14 protein-coding genes are annotated in these 16,335 nt (G+C 72.7%); 8 read left to right on the forward strand and 6 right to left on the reverse strand.

Going from position 1 to position 16,335, the window contains the following annotated elements:
* Positions 1 to 108: 108 nt before the first annotated feature.
* The 6 genes from dacB to folE all read left to right on the forward strand — a co-directional run bounded on the left by dacB (position 109) and on the right by folE (position 7,746).
* Entirely contained in the window at positions 109 to 1,659 is a 1,551-nt protein-coding gene (dacB, locus tag ACIRFH_RS17960; protein ID WP_403521578.1) for a D-alanyl-D-alanine carboxypeptidase/D-alanyl-D-alanine-endopeptidase, read from the forward strand.
* A gap of 144 nt (positions 1,660 to 1,803) precedes the next feature.
* The gene (locus tag ACIRFH_RS17965; RefSeq protein WP_403521580.1) at positions 1,804 to 2,931 is read left to right on the forward strand and encodes a zinc-dependent metalloprotease; all 1,128 of its coding nucleotides are present in this window, start codon (positions 1,804 to 1,806) and stop codon (positions 2,929 to 2,931) included.
* Positions 2,932 to 3,125: 194 nt separating this feature from the next.
* On the forward strand, positions 3,126 to 4,172 hold the full coding sequence (tilS, locus tag ACIRFH_RS17970; RefSeq protein WP_403521582.1) for a tRNA lysidine(34) synthetase TilS: 1,047 nt from the start codon (positions 3,126 to 3,128) through the stop codon (positions 4,170 to 4,172).
* Between the two features lie 73 nt (positions 4,173 to 4,245).
* The gene (hpt, locus tag ACIRFH_RS17975; RefSeq protein ID WP_403521704.1) at positions 4,246 to 4,806 is read left to right on the forward strand and encodes a hypoxanthine phosphoribosyltransferase; all 561 of its coding nucleotides are present in this window, start codon (positions 4,246 to 4,248) and stop codon (positions 4,804 to 4,806) included.
* Positions 4,807 to 4,980: 174 nt separating this feature from the next.
* Complete coding sequence (gene ftsH / locus ACIRFH_RS17980) at positions 4,981 to 7,020, forward strand: ATP-dependent zinc metalloprotease FtsH (protein ID WP_403521584.1); 2,040 nt, start codon at positions 4,981 to 4,983, stop codon at positions 7,018 to 7,020.
* A 120-nt stretch (positions 7,021 to 7,140) separates the two neighbouring features.
* A complete protein-coding gene (gene folE / locus ACIRFH_RS17985; RefSeq protein ID WP_403521586.1) occupies positions 7,141 to 7,746 on the forward strand; it encodes a GTP cyclohydrolase I FolE in 606 nt (201 codons plus the stop codon).
* A gap of 51 nt (positions 7,747 to 7,797) precedes the next feature.
* On the opposite strand, the gene ACIRFH_RS17990 is transcribed toward folE, so the two are convergent.
* The 6 genes from ACIRFH_RS17990 to ACIRFH_RS18015 form a co-directional block, all read right to left on the reverse strand.
* Positions 7,798 to 8,283: a DUF3180 domain-containing protein gene (locus ACIRFH_RS17990; protein WP_403521588.1), complete on the reverse strand. Its 486-nt coding sequence runs from the start codon at positions 8,281 to 8,283 to the stop codon at positions 7,798 to 7,800.
* A gap of 102 nt (positions 8,284 to 8,385) precedes the next feature.
* Positions 8,386 to 8,997, reverse strand: a complete 612-nt coding sequence (gene folK, locus ACIRFH_RS17995) for a 2-amino-4-hydroxy-6-hydroxymethyldihydropteridine diphosphokinase (protein ID WP_403521589.1) — start codon at positions 8,995 to 8,997, stop codon at positions 8,386 to 8,388.
* On the reverse strand, positions 8,994 to 9,353 hold the full coding sequence (gene folB / locus ACIRFH_RS18000; protein ID WP_403521591.1) for a dihydroneopterin aldolase: 360 nt from the start codon (positions 9,351 to 9,353) through the stop codon (positions 8,994 to 8,996). The genes folK and folB overlap by 4 nt, the downstream gene beginning before the upstream one ends.
* Before the next feature lie 238 nt (positions 9,354 to 9,591).
* The gene (locus ACIRFH_RS18005) at positions 9,592 to 10,101 is read right to left on the reverse strand and encodes a nuclear transport factor 2 family protein (RefSeq protein WP_403521593.1); all 510 of its coding nucleotides are present in this window, start codon (positions 10,099 to 10,101) and stop codon (positions 9,592 to 9,594) included.
* The gene (folP, locus tag ACIRFH_RS18010; protein WP_403521595.1) at positions 10,098 to 11,111 is read right to left on the reverse strand and encodes a dihydropteroate synthase; all 1,014 of its coding nucleotides are present in this window, start codon (positions 11,109 to 11,111) and stop codon (positions 10,098 to 10,100) included. The genes ACIRFH_RS18005 and folP overlap by 4 nt, the downstream gene beginning before the upstream one ends.
* Positions 11,112 to 11,772: 661 nt before the next feature.
* Positions 11,773 to 13,602 (reverse strand): phosphatidylglycerol lysyltransferase domain-containing protein, encoded by a 1,830-nt coding sequence (locus ACIRFH_RS18015; protein ID WP_403521597.1) that lies wholly within the window; start codon positions 13,600 to 13,602, stop codon positions 11,773 to 11,775.
* 230 nt (positions 13,603 to 13,832) lie between these two features.
* On the opposite strand from ACIRFH_RS18015, the gene ACIRFH_RS18020 reads away from it, so the two are divergent.
* Both ACIRFH_RS18020 and ACIRFH_RS18025 read left to right on the forward strand, forming a co-directional pair.
* The gene (locus tag ACIRFH_RS18020; RefSeq protein ID WP_403521599.1) at positions 13,833 to 14,954 is read left to right on the forward strand and encodes an alpha/beta hydrolase; all 1,122 of its coding nucleotides are present in this window, start codon (positions 13,833 to 13,835) and stop codon (positions 14,952 to 14,954) included.
* Positions 14,955 to 15,119: 165 nt separating this feature from the next.
* Positions 15,120 to 16,271, forward strand: a complete 1,152-nt coding sequence (locus ACIRFH_RS18025) for a hypothetical protein (protein WP_403521601.1) — start codon at positions 15,120 to 15,122, stop codon at positions 16,269 to 16,271.
* Positions 16,272 to 16,335: the final 64 nt, after the last annotated feature.

A 16,335-nucleotide genomic window follows, 5' to 3' on the forward strand; every position in this document is an offset into this window, starting at 1 on the left:
ATCAGCACATAGTTCTGGTGGTTAAGTGTCCCTCACGCAGGTGTGTGATCGCGAAAGGGGCTGGTGGTAGTGCCGGAGCTGAGGCCTTGGCGGACCGCGGGACCGCGCGTGGCGCGGGCCGCGGGCGCCGTACGTCCGCGTCTCGCACGCGCCGCCCGGTCCGCCGGCCCGCGTCTGACGCGGCTCGCGCGGGCCACGGCACCGCAGCTCACCCGCGGGCCGAAGACCTGGCAGTACACCGCCGGCGCCGCCACCGCCGGGCTGGCACTGGCCGCCGGTGTGGTGACCGCCGCCGGTCCCTGGGACTCCACGGGTCAGCGTACGGCCGAGCGGGACCGGGCCGTCGCCCTGGAGCGCACGGGTGGCGCAGATCACGGTCGCGGATCCGCCGGCCCCGGCGCGGCCTCGGGGACGCCCCGGCCCGCCCCCAGCGCCGCGTCCGTGCTGACCGCCCTCGCCGGCACCCCCGGCGCCGCCCCCGGCGGCGTCAAGGCGGCACCGCGCGGCGAGGCCCTCGCCGACGCCCTCGGGCCCCTCCTCGCCGATCCGGCGCTCGGCACCCGGCGCGGGGCGGCGGTCGTGGACCTCACCACCGGCGAGCGCCTGTACGGGCAGGGCGCCGGGACACCGCTGACCCCCGCCTCCACCACCAAGATCGCCACCGCGGTCGCCGCCCTCGGCACCCTCGGTCCCGACCACCGCCTCACCACCCGCACCGCCCTGGAGGCCGACACGGGCGAACTCGTCCTGGTCGGCGGCGGCGACCCCACCCTCACCGCCCGCCCGGACGCCCCCGGCCCCGGCCCCGCGAGCCTGCGCGCCCTCGCCGAGAAGACCGCCGCCGCCCTGGAGAAGCGCGGCGTGCGCGAGGTGACGCTGTCGTACGACACGACGCTCTACGCCGGTACGCAGACGCACCCGATCGGGGTCAACGAGAACCTCGCCCCCATCACCGCCCTGATGGCCGACGAGGCCCGCACGGACGTCTCCACCAGCGGCCCGGCCCCGCGTTCGGCGGACCCGGCGGCGGACGCTGCCCGCGCCTTCGCGGGCTTCCTGGGCGAGCACGGCGTCACCACGTCGGCCCCGGGCCCCTCCAAGGCCACGGACCGCGCCGCCACCCTCGCCACCGTCTCCTCGCCCCCGCTGTCCGCCCTGGTCGAGCGGATGCTGACCGACAGCGACAACGACATCGCCGAGGCACTCGCCCGCCACACCGCCCTGGCGACCGGGCGATCCGCCGACTTCGACGGCGTCTCCGCCGCCCTCACCGCCCGGCTGAAGCAGCTCGGCCTGCCCGTGCGGGGCGCGGTGTTCCACGACGGCAGCGGCCTGGACCGCACCGACCGGATCACCGCGGACCTCCTGACGGCCCTGCTCGCCGAGGCGGCCGACCCGGCCCGGCCCGAGCTGCGCCCGGCCCTCACCGGACTCCCCGTCGCCGGCTTCACCGGCACGCTGAGCAGCCGCTACACGGAGGGCGCGGCCGGCCTCGTCCGCGCCAAGACCGGCACCCTGACGGGCGTGAACACCCTCGCCGGCACGGTGGCCACCCCCGACGGCCGCCTTTTGGCCTTCGCCTTCCTGGCCCACGACACGACGGACCCCCAGGCGGCCCAGAAAGCCCTGGACCGGGCGGCGACGGCCCTGACGTCGTAGCGGCCGTAGCCGCGGGCGGTCGTGCCGCCGTTCCGCCGTGCCGGGCGCCCTCGCGGCGGTCCCCACGGGCACCGGCCCCCCGGCGCCCACCCCACCGCCCCGCACGGCCTGCCCCCAGCGGCAGCGCTCACGTACCGTTGAGGGATGACGAGCATCGGCGCATCTTCCGGCATGGTCGACTGGAATCTCGCGGTGGCGACCGCGACCCGGCTCGTACGGCCGGGACCCGAGGTGAGCCGCGACGAGGCCCGGGCCGTCGTCGCGGAGCTCCGCCGCCACGCCAAAGCCTCGGAGGAACACGTCCGGGGCTTCACTCGTATGGCCACCGAGGAGACCCACGACACCCCCGTCCTCGTCGTCGACCGCCCCGGCTGGGTGCGGGCGAACGTCGCCGGGTTCCGGGAGATCCTCAAGCCCCTGCTGGAGAAGATGCAGGAGCGCCGCGGCGGCTCCCCCGGCAGCGCGGTCCTCGGCGCCGTCGGCGGCAAGGTCACCGGCGTGGAGCTGGGCATGCTGCTGTCGTTCCTGTCCTCCCGCGTCCTCGGCCAGTACGAGACCTTCGCCCCCGCCTCCCGCGAGCTGCCCGCCGGCGCGAACGGCGGCGGCCGGCTGCTGCTCGTCGCGCCGAACATCGTCCACGTCGAACGCGAACTCGACGTCGACCCCCACGACTTCCGGCTGTGGGTGTGCCTGCACGAGGAGACGCACCGCACGCAGTTCACCGCCGTGCCGTGGCTGCGCGACCACCTCGAGGGCGAGATCCAGTCGTTCCTCGCGGAGACCGACGTCGATCCCATGACCGTGCTGGAGCGCGTCCGCGAGGCCGCCCAGACGCTCGCCGGGGGCCGTCCCGAGGGCGAGGAGGACGACGGCGGCCGGTCGCTCGTCGAGCTGGTGCAGACCCCCGCCCAGCGGGAGGTCCTCGGCCGTCTCACCGCCGTGATGTCCCTGCTGGAGGGCCACGCGGACTTCGTGATGGACGGGGTCGGTCCCGCGGTCGTGCCGAGTGTCGGGGAGATCCGCGAGAAGTTCCAGCAGCGCCGCGCCAAGGGCGCGTCCCGCCTCGACCTGGCCCTGCGCAAGCTGCTCGGCCTGGACGCCAAGCTCCGCCAGTACCGGGACGGCGAGCGCTTCGTACGGGCCGTCGTCGACGAGTGCGGCGTGGACGGCTTCAACCGCGTGTGGACCTCGCCCAACACCCTCCCCACCAAGGCGGAGATCGCCAAACCGGCGGACTGGATCGCGCGGGTGCACCGCAAGCCGGAAGCGTGAGCCCCGCGGGCGGGTCGTGAACGAATCCGGCCGACGGCAGGCGAACGCCCCTTCAATCACCCGTCCGAGGGACCGAAACCCCTCGGCGGGCGTGCGATGCTCGGGGAACGGCCCGTTTCTGTCACCATCTACACACTCTACGTGACCGAACCTCGGGTCTCACCCCCCGAAAAACTTCATGAAGGGCACCGGACATGGGTCCCCATCCTGCGGTCGCGGCGATACGCCTGGCGGTCCGCCGCGTCCTCCACGACATCCTCACCGAACTGAACACCACGGCAGGCGTCCCCGCCGGGACGGCCGCCGAGCGCGCGCCCGGGCGTCCGCCGTCGCCGCTCGTGCTCGTGGCCTGCTCCGGCGGCGCCGACTCGATGGCGCTCGCCTCCGCCCTCGCCTTCGAGGCCCCCCGGCTCGGCATCCGCGCCGGCGGCGTCACCGTCGACCACGGCCTGCAGAGCGGCTCCGACCTGCGCGCCGAAGAGGTCGTCCTGCGCCTGCGAGAACTCGGCCTCGACCCCGTCGAGGCGACCGCCGTGACCGTCGGCCGGGAGGGCGGGCCCGAGGCCGCCGCCCGCGACGCCCGCTACGCCGCCCTGGACGCCGCGGCCGCCCGCCACGGGGCCGCCGCCGTCCTGCTCGGCCACACCCGCGACGACCAGGCCGAGACCGTCCTGCTGGGCCTCGCCCGCGGCTCCGGCATCCGCTCCCTGTCGGGCATGGCCGCGGTCTCGGGGGCCGGCGGCCGTTACCGCCGCCCCTTCCTCCAGGTCGACCGGCAGACCGCCCGCAAGGCCTGCATGGTCCAGTCCCTCCCGGTCTGGGACGACCCGCACAACGCCGACCCGGCCTACACCCGCTCCCGGCTGCGCCACGAGGGCCTGCCCGCCCTGGAGAAGGCCCTCGGCAAGGGCGTCGTCGAGGCCCTCGCCCGTACGGCCCAGCTCTCCCGGGACGACGCCGACGCCCTCGACACCTGGGCCCGCCAGGCCGAGGCCGGCGTCCGCGACGCCACCGGCGTACTGGAGTGCGCCAAGCTCTACGCCCTGCCACCCGCCGTACGCCGCAGGATCCTGCGCCGTGCCGCCATCGAGGCCGGTGCCCCGGCCGGCGCGCTGTTCGCCCGCCACATCGAGGAAGTCGACCGGCTGATCACCGGCTGGCGCGGTCAGGGGGCCATCAACCTCCCCGGCAAAGTCGTCGCCCGGCGCCAGGGTGGCAGACTGGTGATTCGGCAAGGCTGAATCCGGACCTTCCCACCGACCCGACCGGGTCGCCGGGGGTGCTCCGGAGTGGCCGGTGGGACGACCGAAAGTGATGCGGGTGGACGCGAACGACATGGGTGCCGACCTCGAGAAGGTGCTCATCACCAAGGAAGAGATCGACGCGAAGCTGGCCGAACTGGCCGCGAAGATCGACGCGGAGTACGAGGGCAAGGACCTGCTGATCGTCGGTGTCCTCAAAGGCGCCGTGATGGTCATGGCGGACCTGGCCCGGTCGTTGTCCACCCCCGTCACCATGGACTGGATGGCGGTGTCCTCGTACGGCGCGGGCACCCAGTCCTCCGGCGTGGTGCGGATCCTCAAGGACCTCGACACCGACATCAAGGGCAGGCACGTCCTGATCGTCGAGGACATCATCGACTCCGGCCTGACCCTGTCCTGGCTGATCTCCAACCTCGGCTCGCGCGAGCCCGCCTCCCTCAAGGTGTGCACGCTGCTGCGCAAGCCCGACGCCGCCAAGGTGGCCATCGACGTGGAGTGGGTCGGCTTCGACATCCCCAACGAGTTCGTCGTCGGCTACGGACTCGACTACGCCGAGAAGTACCGGAACCTGCCGTTCGTCGGTACGCTCGCGCCCCACGTCTACGGGGGCTAGCACAGCCCCCGCAGGGCGGACGGGAACCCTCGCGGCCCGCGCGCCGTTGGAGCATGAAGACGGGACGTCGGCCGTCCTGTGCGGCTTCGGGCCACCAGGCTGGGGTACCGTCAGAAGAACTGTCTTATCAAACTCACTATGGCAGGAGGGACGGGGCGGCACCGCTCCGTGTGGATGGACGTGAAGCGATACTTCCGTGGGCCGGTCATGTGGATCGTGCTGGCCGTCCTTGCCGTGGTCGTGTTGATGCAGGTCGTCGGCTCGTCCGGCGGCTACAAGACGGTGGACACCGGCCAGGTCGTCCAGGCGATCAACGACAACAAGGTCGAGTCGGCCAAGCTGACCACCGGTGACGAGCAGACCATCAAGGTCCAGCTCAAGAACGGTGAGAAGATCAAGGGCAGCTCGAAGATCCAGGCGAGCTACATCGGCGACCAGGGTGTGACCATCGCCGGCACCCTGCAGAACAAGTACCAGGACAAGCAGATCCCCGACGGCTACACCGTGTCGCCGTCCAAGCAGAACGCGTTCGTCGGCATCCTGCTGTCCCTGCTGCCGTTCGTCCTGATCGTGGTCGTCTTCCTGTTCCTGATGAACCAGATGCAGGGCGGCGGCTCCCGGGTCATGAACTTCGGCAAGTCCAAGGCGAAGCTCATCACCAAGGACACCCCGAAGACGACGTTCGCCGACGTCGCCGGGTCGGACGAGGCCGTCGAGGAACTCCACGAGATCAAGGAGTTCCTCCAGGAGCCGGCGAAGTTCCAGGCCGTCGGCGCCAAGATCCCCAAGGGCGTGCTGCTGTACGGCCCGCCCGGTACCGGCAAGACCCTGCTCGCGCGTGCCGTCGCGGGCGAGGCGGGCGTGCCGTTCTACTCGATCTCCGGTTCCGACTTCGTCGAGATGTTCGTCGGTGTCGGTGCCTCCCGAGTGCGTGACCTCTTCGAGCAGGCCAAGGCGAACGCCCCGGCGATCGTCTTCGTCGACGAGATCGACGCGGTCGGCCGCCACCGCGGTGCCGGCCTCGGCGGTGGTCACGACGAGCGCGAGCAGACGCTGAACCAGCTGCTCGTCGAGATGGACGGCTTCGACGTCAAGGGCGGCGTGATCCTCATCGCCGCGACGAACCGGCCCGACATCCTCGACCCGGCGCTGCTGCGCCCGGGCCGCTTCGACCGGCAGATCGCCGTCGACCGGCCGGACATGCAGGGCCGTCTGGAGATCCTCAAGGTCCACCAGAAGGGCAAGCCGGTCGCCCCGGACGTCGACCTGGCCGCCGTCGCCCGCCGTACGCCCGGCATGACAGGTGCCGATCTGGCCAACGTGCTGAACGAGGCCGCCCTGCTGACGGCCCGCAGCGACCAGAAGCTGATCGACAACCACATGCTGGACGAGGCGATCGACCGTGTGGTCGCGGGCCCGCAGAAGCGGACCCGGATCATGTCGGACAAGGAGAAGAAGATCACCGCGTACCACGAGGGCGGTCACGCCCTGGTCGCGGCGGCCTCGCCGAACTCCGACCCGGTCCACAAGATCACGATCCTCTCCCGCGGCCGTGCCCTCGGCTACACGATGGTGCTCCCGGACGAGGACAAGTACTCGACCACGCGCAACGAGATGCTCGACCAGCTCGCCTACATGCTGGGTGGCCGCGCGGCCGAGGAACTGGTCTTCCACGACCCGACGACCGGTGCCGCCAACGACATCGAGAAGGCCACCAGCGTGGCCCGCGCGATGGTCACGCAGTACGGCATGACCGAGCGGCTCGGTGCGATCAAGTTCGGCGGCGACAACACCGAGCCCTTCCTCGGCCGTGAGATGGCGCACCAGCGCGACTACTCGGAAGAGGTCGCCGCGCTGGTCGACGAAGAGGTCAAGAAGCTCATCGAGACGGCGCACAACGAGGCCTGGGAGATCCTGGTCGAGAACCGCGACGTCCTCGACAACCTCGTCCTCGCCCTGCTGGAGAAGGAGACGCTCGGCAAGGAGGAGATCGCCGAGATCTTCGCCCCGATCGTCAAGCGTCCGCCCCGGCCCGCCTGGACCGGCTCCTCCCGCCGCACCCCCTCGACCCGTCCGCCGGTGCTCTCCCCCAAGGAGCTCGCGCTGACGAACGGGGCGAACGGCGCGACGGCGGCGATCTCCACCGCCAAGAGCACCACCACGGAGCCCGCCCCGGCACCGGAGCGAGCGCCGGAGGACCGCCCGGAGAGCTGATCCAGGCCCTCCCCGCGGCTCCACCGGGCCCGGAATGTAAGCCGCGCCCCCCAGGTTCTAGCCTGGGGGGCGCGGCATTTCCGTATGCCGACACGCGAGAAGACAGGAACGAGGCACCCGATGACCGACCCCGTGACCCTGGACGGCCAGGAACCGATCGGTGAGTTCGACGAGAAGCGGGCCGAGAACGCCGTCCGCGAACTGCTGATCGCGGTCGGCGAGGACCCGGACCGCGAGGGCCTCAAGGAGACGCCGGCGCGGGTGGCGCGGGCGTACAAGGAGATATTCGCGGGCCTGTGGCAGGAGCCCGGGGACGTCCTGACGACCACGTTCGACCTCGGTCACGACGAGATGGTCCTGGTGAAGGACATCGAGGTGTTCAGCACGTGTGAGCACCACCTGGTCCCCTTCCGCGGTGTCGCCCACGTCGGGTACATCCCGTCCACCAGTGGGAAGATCACCGGCCTGTCCAAGCTCGCCCGCCTCGTGGACGTCTATGCCCGCCGCCCGCAGGTGCAGGAACGTCTCACCACGCAGGTCGCGGACTCCCTGATGGAGATCCTGGAACCGCGCGGCGTGATCGTCGTCGTGGAGTGCGAGCACATGTGCATGTCGATGCGCGGCATCCGCAAGCCCGGCGCGAAGACCATCACCTCGGCGGTGCGCGGCCAGCTGCGCGACTCCGCCACCCGTAACGAGGCGATGAGCCTGATCATGGCGCGCTGACCCCGGTGCGCCGATCACGGCGCGAGCCGGGATCGCCGGGGCCGTGACGGGTCAGGTCGTCGGGGCCGTGCCCGAGTTGTCGTCCTCGTCGTCCGGGAGCTTGCAGACCCGCTCCAGGAACACGGCGGCCGCTATGACGCCGATGCCGGTGAGGACCGAGAAGCCGGCGTAGACGGCCTGGTCGCGGCGGGCGGGGACGTCGAGGTACTCCAGCAGGAAGACACCCGTGCCGCCGTACATCCCGGCGACCAGGGCGGCCACGAGGGCGCTGGCCTGGCCGAAGACGACCGAGCGGGCCGCCATCAGCGGGTCGACGCCCTTGGCGCCGGGGACGCGGTCGCGCTGGGCCTTCAGACGGGCGCGGATCGAGAGCGCCGTGGCCAGCAGGACCACGGCGATCAGCGCGAGCACGATGGGGGCGGCGAGGGGGACGCTCGGGAGGGTTCCGACCGAGTTCCACAGGCGGGCGCCCGCCCAGGACAGGACTCCGGCGACGACGAACACGCCGGCCAGCATCCTGATGCGCAACTCTTTCACGGTGCCCCTTCGCTCCCCCGGATGTCCGGCTCAGGCGCCGGCTGCCGCACGCCCGGACGGTGGGCGTCCGGCGGCGGACTTCGGTCGTCTCGACCTTAACGACTATTCGGGCAGGTGGAGTTCCAGGTCGGCCCGGGGGACGACGCCCTCGCGCGTCACCGCGTCCAGCAGGTCGGCGACCGGGCCGTGGCCGGGCAGCTGTGCCTCGGGGTCCACGTCGTGCCACGGGGCGAGGACGAAGGCGCGCTGGTGGGCGCGCGGGTGGGGCAGGGTGAGGTGCGGGTCGTCGGAGACCACGTCGGCGTAGGCGACGATGTCGACGTCGAGGGTGCGAGGGCCCCAGCGCTCGTCCCGGACGCGGTGGAAGGCCTCCTCCACGGCGTGCGCCCGCTCCAGGAGGGAGGAGGGGGGCAGGGTGGTCTTCAGGACCACGACCGCGTTGAAGTACGACGGCTGGGTGCCGGGCTCGACGCCCCACGGCTCGGTCTCGTACACCGGCGAGACGCCCTTGATCCGCACGCCGGGGGTCTCCTCCAGGGCGTCGATGGCGCCCTGGAGGGTCTCCAGGCGGTTGCCGAGGTTGGCGCCGAGGGCGATCACGGCGCGTTGGGGGTTGGACAGCGTGCTGTCGGCGGCGTCCACCCTCTCGACGACGGACGCGGGCACCGGCTGGACGGTCGGGTCGCTGGGACCGTTGGTGAACGGGACACTCATACACGGCTCCGGATGATGGTGACGGTCACGTCGTCGAAGGGCACCGTGATCGGCGCGTCCGGCTTGTGGACGCAGACCTCGACCTCCTCGACCCCCTCGTGCTTCAGGCAGACCTGGGCGATGCGCTCGGCGAGCGTCTCGACCAGGTTGACGGGCTCGCCCTCGACGACGGCCACGACCTCCTCGGCCACGATGCCGTAGTGCACGGTCTTCGCCAGGTCGTCGTCGGCCGCGGCCGACCGGGTGTCCAGGCCCAGGACGATGTCCACGAGGAAGGTCTGGCCCTCCTCGCGCTCCTTGGGGAACACACCGTGGTGCCCACGGGCCTTCAGGCCGCGCAGCGCGACACGATCCACACGAATCACTCCTGCAGTCGTCGGTCACGGCCGGTGCGCACCACGTGCGGGTGGTGCGCCGGCCTCAGTCGAATCTACCCGCGGGCACTGACAGCGCCGGGCCACGGATGGCGCGGGTCCGGGCGGACGTCCGGAGGTTTCACCGTGCGTTTGCCCTGGCGGACCCGGTGGCTCACGGGCCGGTGGCCTCCCGTGCCCGGCGGACCGTGATTCCCGCCACTTCTCGTCTTCCGCCGGGTCAGGGGGGTGTGTCCCCGCCGCCCTCGCCGCCCTCGTCGTTCTCCGCCAGGACGGGCGAGGCGTGGTGCGACCAGAGTTTCCAGCCCGAGGGCGTGCGCCGGTACGTGTTGGTGGCGACCACGAGCTGGCCGACGAGCGGTCCGAGCTCGTCACCGCCCTCGGGGGCGGGGCCGCCGCTGAGGATGTTCTCCGTGCAGGTCACCAGGGCGGTGTCGCCGGTGACGGAGACGTGCACGTCGGTGAGGAAGAACTGGATGTAGTCGGTGTTCGCCATGATCAGCGCGTACGACCGGAGGACCTCGCCGCGGCCGGTGAGCACCGGCCAGCCGGGGTGCACGCAGGAGACCACGCCGGCGTCCGCCGGGTCGTGGTAGCTCTCGTCGATGCCCAGGTCGGACGGGGTGAGCCAGAGATCCGACACCTTCTCGAAGTCGCCCTGCTCGAGGGCCTCGTAGAAGGCGGTGTTGGTGGCCTCGACCTCTTCGACGTCGACGTGAGGGGCGTTCACCGGGCACCTTCCGGGCCGCCTCTGTCCGCCGGTGCCTGCGGCGCCGGTGCTGTCTCCGGGTGCGGCTTCGGATTCGGGTGCGGCTTCGTCGCCGGTGCGCTTGCCGGGGCCGTCGTCCGGGCTCCCTCCACGGCGCGGGCTCCCTCCACGGCGCGGGCTCCCTCCACGGCGCGTGCGACCCGTACCGCGTCCGCCGTCGCGCGTACCTCGTGCACGCGCACCGCCCACGCGCCGGCGTGCGCCGCGAGCGCGGAGACGGCGGCGGTGGCCGCGTCGCGCTCGCGCGCGGGCGGCGGGGCGGCCTGCGGGCCGGCGAGGACGCGGCCGAGGAAGCGCTTGCGGGAGGCGGCGACGAGCAGGGGGTGGCCGAGGGCGAGCAGGCGGTCGAGGTGGGCGAGGAGGACGAGGTCGTGCTCGGCGTCCTTGGAGAAGCCGAGGCCGGGGTCGACGACGATGCGGTCGGCGGCGACGCCGCCCTCCAGGACCGCCTCCACGCGGGCGTGGAGCTCGTCGACGACCTCGGCGACGACGTCGGCGTAGGTGCCGCGGACGTTGCCGCCCTCCAGGAAGCCGCGCCAGTGCATGACGACGAAGGGGGCGTCGGCGTCGGCCACGACCGGGATCATCCGGGGGTCGGCGAGGCCGCCGCTGACGTCGTTGACGAGGGCGGCGCCGGCGGCGAGGGCCTGCTCGGCGACCGAGGCGCGCATCGTGTCGACGGAGATCGTGACGCCCTCGGAGGCCAGGCCGCGCACGACCGGAACGACCCGGCGGAGTTCCTCGTCCTCGTCGACGCGGGTCGCGCCGGGGCGGGTGGACTCGCCGCCGACGTCCACCAGGTCGGCGCCCTGGGCGACGAGGTCGAGGCCGTGCTTGATGGCGGCCGTGGTGTCGAAGAAGCGACCGCCGTCGGAGAAGGAGTCGGGGGTCACGTTGACGACCCCCATGACCGCACAGCGGTCCCATGCGGTCAGTCCCGCCAGGTGGCGGCGGCCGGTCTGCTTGCTCATGTGTTCAGCCTAGGCCCAGAGGGGGGTGCCTCCGGCGGCGGTGGGGTGATGCCTGCGTTGGCCTGCGGCGCGTGGGCGGGCGTGCCTACGGGTGCCTGCGGCGCGTGGGCGGGTGTGCCTGCGGCGGCCTGTGCGGGGTGGGTGGGGGTGCCTGTGGGTGCCTGCGGCGCCTGTGCGGGTGGGGGTGCCTGCGGGTGCCTGCGGCGGCCTGTGCGGGTTCGGTGGGGGTGCGGGTGGCGCGTTGGGTGGTCTTGTGGGTCGGGGCCGCGCCGGGGGGTGTCCGTCCTCGGAACGGCGCGGAATCGGTCCCTTACGAGCAGGCGGGGCGTCGACGCGCCAACCGCTGCGGGCGGACACCCCCCGACACGTCCCCTTCCCGCCGTACACGGCTGACCGCCGTCACCCCGTCCGCCAAGACCTGTCGCGCTACGCCGCCCCAGCTGCGGGCAGTCGTGCCTCCTCCAGTGCCTGAACGGCCTGGGAGGTACCCCCAGGGGCGATGGGGGTCCCCCCGCGCGAGCGAAGCCGAGGCCGTTCTCGGCGCCCGGCTGGAGACCGAAATCGGGGCCCCCGCGCGAGCGGAGCCGAGCGGGGGGGACCCCCTCCGGGGGAGGCACCCCGGCAGCGCCGGGCCACGCGACCCACCGCGCACCCGGCCCCGTCACGCCGCCCGTGCCTCCCGCTCCGTCACCCCGTGCGCGCACGGGCGTCCACCGGCCGCCCGGCGGCGCAGGAAGCGGGGGAGCGGCGGGGTGAGTGTGACGAAGCCCTCCGCCTGCATGGCGGCGAAGCCGATGCGGGGCAGGTCGGCCGACGCCCGGTAGACCACGAAGCGAGGCTCCCAGCGGGGCTGGAACTTGGCGTTGAACTTGTACAGGGACTCGATCTGGAACCAGCGCGAGAGGAAGACCAGCAGCCCGCGCCAGGCCCGCAGCACCGGCCCCGCGCCGATCTTCTCGCCGCGTGCGAGCGCCGCGCGGAACATCGCGAAGTTCAGGGAGACCCGCGCGATGCCCAGCTTCGGGGCGGCCTGGAGCGCGGCCACGATCAGCAGTTCGTTCATGCCCGGGTCGGCCGAGCGGTCGCGGCGCATCAGGTCCAGGGAGACCCCGTCGGTGCCCCACGGCACGAAGTGCAGGATCGCCTTGAGGTCGCCGTACTCGCCGGGCTCCGCGTCCTGCTTGTGCGCGGTCGCGATCAGGCAGTCCCCGTCGGCGGGGTCGCCGATGCGGCCCAGGGCCATGGAGAAGCCGCGCTCGGTGTCCGTGCCGCGCCAGCCGTCGGCGGCCCGGCGGATCCGGTTCAGCTCGGCGTCGCCGAGGTCAGCCACGCGTCGTACCCGGGTCTCGTAACCGGCCCGCTCGATGCGCTTGACCATCTGGCGCACGTTGCGCATCGCGCGGCCGGCGAGAGAGAAATCCGCGACGTCCACCACCGCCTCGTCGCCCAGTTCGAGGGCGTCGAGCCCGGTCTCGCGGGTCCACACCTCGCCGCCGGTCTCGGAGCAGCCCATGACGGCGGGCGTCCAGGAGTGGGCGCGGGCCTCGTCCATGAAGCGTTCGATGGCGCCCGGCCAGGCCTCGACGTCACCGATCGGGTCGCCGCTGGCGAGCATCACGCCGGAGACGACGCGGTAGGTGACGGCGGCCTTGCCGCTGGGGGAGAAGACGACGGCCTTGTCGCGGCGCAGCGCGAAGTGGCCGAGGGAGTCGCGGCTGCCGTGCTTGGCCAGCAGGGCGCGCAGGCGCTCTTCGTCCTCCTCGGTCAGGCGCGCGGCCGGGTGCTCGGGGCGGAAGGCCAGGTAGATGGTGGTGACGGCGGTGAGCAGGCCGAGGGCGCCGAGGGAGAAGGCGACCGTCCAGGACGTGTTGCCCCGGTAGTCGACCGGCCCCTCGAAGCCGAACAGGCCGTACAGCACGTGGGTGATGCGGTCGGCCAGGCTCGGGTCGCCGACCATGCGGTTCGGGTGGGCACTGACGATGACCAGCCCGAGGGCGAGGGAGCCGGCGCCCATGAGGACGAAGTTGGCGAGCGCCTTCCAGCGGCTGCGTGGGTCGGGCAGCGCCGCGAACTGGTCGCGGTGGCGCAGCAGCGGAGCGAGCAGCGCCAGGGAGATGAGCACCCCGACGAGGGAATGACGGTAGGTGAACTGTGCGACGGCGCCCAGCGGCAGCAGGGCGACGGCGGCCCGCCAGGCCCGGCGCTTGCGGCGCTTGAGTCCGTGCGCGAGCAGCAGGAGCAGGACGCCCGTGCTGAGCGAGAGCGCCGCGGCGAACGGGCCGACCGTGCCGGGAAGCACCTCGGCGACGGCGTGCATACGGCTGTGCCGGAAGCGGGGGAAGACACCCGAGGCTATGTTCAGCAGGCCGACCAGCGTGCAGGCTCTGCCGACGAGGACGGGCACGGCCTCCGGACGCGGCCCGCGCAGCACCCGGCCCGCGCGCGTGGGGCCGGCGGTCTTGGGGGCAGCCCCCGGAACCGCACCCGACATTTCCTCATCTGTCCTGACAGACATCGCACCCGTAGTTCTGCGAGAGACCGTGGATCCGGGCCCGTTTCGGGCATCCGGCGACATTGCGTCCTCTAAGACGGTGTCTCGGGGAGAGAGGTTCACTCCCCTCCTCGAAGCCACGTCACAGGCAGAGGACAGTTACGGGACAACCCCTCGCGAACGACGGGGGGCCGGGCTCCGCGTGGGAAAGCGTAGGCAGGTAGCAAGGCATGGGTCTGACAAGCAACAAGGTGCTGGCGCTGGCGGTTCTGTGCGGCGTGCTGCTGTTCGTCGGCACGGTGTGGCTGTGGCCACGTCTGGCCGGGCGGAACTGGCGCGCTCTCATAGGCAGGATAGGTCTGCTGTTCGCCACCCAGCTGGCGGTCTTCGTCGCGGTCGCTCTCGCCGCCAACCAGTCCTTCGGGTTCTACGCGAGCTGGGCCGACCTGTTCGGGCGGGAGACCGGGCAGGGCGTGGTGGTCGACCACGCGGCAGGCACCGGCGGCCCCCTCAAGGTGGTCGGCGAACGACGGGTGCGACAGGCGGGCGGGGCCCGGCCGGAGATCGGCGGTCAGATCCAGAGCGTCAGGATCGTTGGCCGTACGACGCACATCGCGACGCCCGCCGAGGTGTACCTGCCGCCGGAGTACTTCCAGTCGCAGTACCGCACCCGTACCTTTCCCGCGGCCGTCGTCCTGACCGGCTACCCGGGGACGACCGAGGCGCTGGTGGGCAAGCTCCACTATCCGCGCACGGCGCTGGACCTGGCCAGGGACGGCCGCATGCAGCCGATGGTGCTGGTGATGCTGCGGCCCACGGTGGCGCCGCCGCGCGACACGGAGTGCGTGGACGTGCCCGGCGGTCCGCAGACGGAGTCGTTCTTCGCCAAGGACCTCCCCGAGGCCGTCACCGCCCACTACCGGGTGGGCCGGAAAGCGGGCAGCTGGGGAGTCATCGGCAACTCGACCGGCGGTTACTGCGCGCTGAAGCTCGCCCTGCACCATCCCGGCGTCTACGCCGCCGGCGGCGGCCTGTCCCCGTACTACAACGCCCCCAGCGACCCGACCACGGGCGACCTCTTCCACGGCGACAAGGAGCTGCGGAATCGGGCCAACCTCTGGTGGTACGTCAAGAACATGCCCGCTGCCGACACTTCGCTGCTCGTCACCAGCAGCAAGTCCGGCGAGACGAACTACAAGGACACCCTGAAGTTCATAGAGCGGGTGAAGGAGAAGAAGCCGACGCGGATCTCGTCGATCATCCTCGAAAGCGGCGGGCACAACTTCAATACCTGGCGGCGCGAGATCCCCGCGACGCTGCAGTGGCTCAGCGGGCGGCTGAGCGGCGGCTGACGCGTGGTCGCCGGCCGACGGCCGGGCTTTCTGGAAATGATCTTGAGTTAATTCCGCCGTCGGTGAGCGGGCGGAATCCCGATGCCGTGTGAACGCGGCGGAAGCGGCCGTGTTTTCATGGGGGTGGGGCGCCAACATTCGCCTACGCGCGGTAAGTTTCTGGCCATGCCACGTGGACGTCACCGTCATTCCCCGCCTCTGCACAGGCTGCTTCCTCCGTCGGCGATCGCAGGCGTATCGGTCGTCTGCGCGATCGGCCCCTGGGTGTTCAGCGAGGCGGTGATCCTCCGCGCGCTCGCGGCGGCCGCCGCGGTGACGGCGGTCGCGGGCGCGGTCGTCATGCGTCACTGGGACGCGCAGGCCGGCAAGCGCGTCGCCGACCTCACGCGCGCGCGTGCGAGCGACGAGTGGCGTCACGAGGAACGGGTCGCCGAACTGGAGTCGGACCTGGAGGAGTCGCGCGAGCTGCGCAGGAAGCTGGAGCACCGGCTGCGCGCCAAGCGCGCGGAGCTGGCGGGGCTGCGCAACGAACACGCCTCCCTGCTGCGCCGGTACGCCACCGCGGAGACCGAGCGCGCCAGCGCGCTGGAGGGCCGCCGCCTGCTGGAGATCGAGACCGCGCCGACGGCCCCCGCGCTGCCCGCGGCCCGGCCGGCGCCGGTGCGGGAGACACGCCCGCCGGGGGCCGAGAGCCCAGAGGCCGCGGAGTCCGCCGGAGCGGCGCCCGAGACGCCTGCCCTCTTCTCCCCGGCCGGCTCCCGGTTGTTCCTGGCGGCGAGCGTCGCACTGGCACGGCTCGGTGCCGAGGCGCCCGCCGGTGAGGGTCATGAGCCCCTCGGGGGCGACGGCGGCGGTGATGACGGTGACGGCGGCGAGACCGCCGCGGCGGCCGACGGGCACGAGGCCGCGCCCACCACCGCGCCGGGCCGGTCCGGTGACCGGGCCGACGAGTCCGCCCAGCAGCCCGGGCAGTCGCTCGACCGGCAGCCCGCCGGGACCCACGCGGTGCCGACCGCGGTGGCCGTCGTGCCGGCCGCTCCCGCGCGGCGCCCGGTGGTCGAGGGCGGCTTCGACTTCTTCGGCACGAAGAACACCGAGGACGCGACGGCGTCGCCCGCCGCCCTGGAGGCCGTCCAGCACGAGGACCTCGCCGACGTCGTCGGCCAGGAGGCCCTCGCCCTGCACGAGGCCGAGACGGAGGCCGCCCTCGAGCCGGCCGGCGAGGAGCCCCGGGGGGCGGGCCGGGTGATCGACCTGACCGCCCACGACGAGACCGAGCAGATCGACGTACAGGGGCTGCGCAGCGCGGCGTCCTGACCGGCGCCGGTCGGGCGGGGCCCGGCACCGTCACCAGGTGGCGGCACCGTTCCGCGCCACGGTC

This window comes from Streptomyces sp. NPDC093586, from assembly GCF_044764905.1.
Classification (GTDB): domain Bacteria; phylum Actinomycetota; class Actinomycetes; order Streptomycetales; family Streptomycetaceae; genus Streptomyces.